This window comes from Pseudomonas sp. CF161, assembly GCF_000416215.1.
Lineage (GTDB): Bacteria > Pseudomonadota > Gammaproteobacteria > Pseudomonadales > Pseudomonadaceae > Aquipseudomonas.
On record NZ_ATLP01000002.1, the window covers coordinates 1 to 423 of the forward strand.

1 rRNA gene is annotated in these 423 nt (G+C 51.1%); it reads left to right on the forward strand.

The features are described from left to right. Positions 1 to 333 (forward strand): 23S ribosomal RNA (locus tag CF161_RS00010); the annotation flags it as partial. Positions 334 to 423 lie beyond the last annotated feature (90 nt).

Sequence of the window (423 nt, forward strand, 5' to 3'; positions counted from 1 at the left end):
ACGCGAGCTGGGTTTAGAACGTCGTGAGACAGTTCGGTCCCTATCTGCCGTGGACGTTTGAGATTTGAGAGGGGCTGCTCCTAGTACGAGAGGACCGGAGTGGACGAACCTCTGGTGTTCCGGTTGTCACGCCAGTGGCATTGCCGGGTAGCTATGTTCGGAAAAGATAACCGCTGAAAGCATCTAAGCGGGAAACTTGCCTCAAGATGAGATCTCACTGGAACCTTGAGTTCCCTGAAGGGCCGTCGAAGACTACGACGTTGATAGGTTGGGTGTGTAAGCGCTGTGAGGCGTTGAGCTAACCAATACTAATTGCCCGTGAGGCTTGACCATATAACACCCAAGCAATTTGACTACTCGAAAGAGCATCAGATTGCGGTGTGTGAAGACGAAACGAACCGAAAGTTCGAGAAAAACACACAA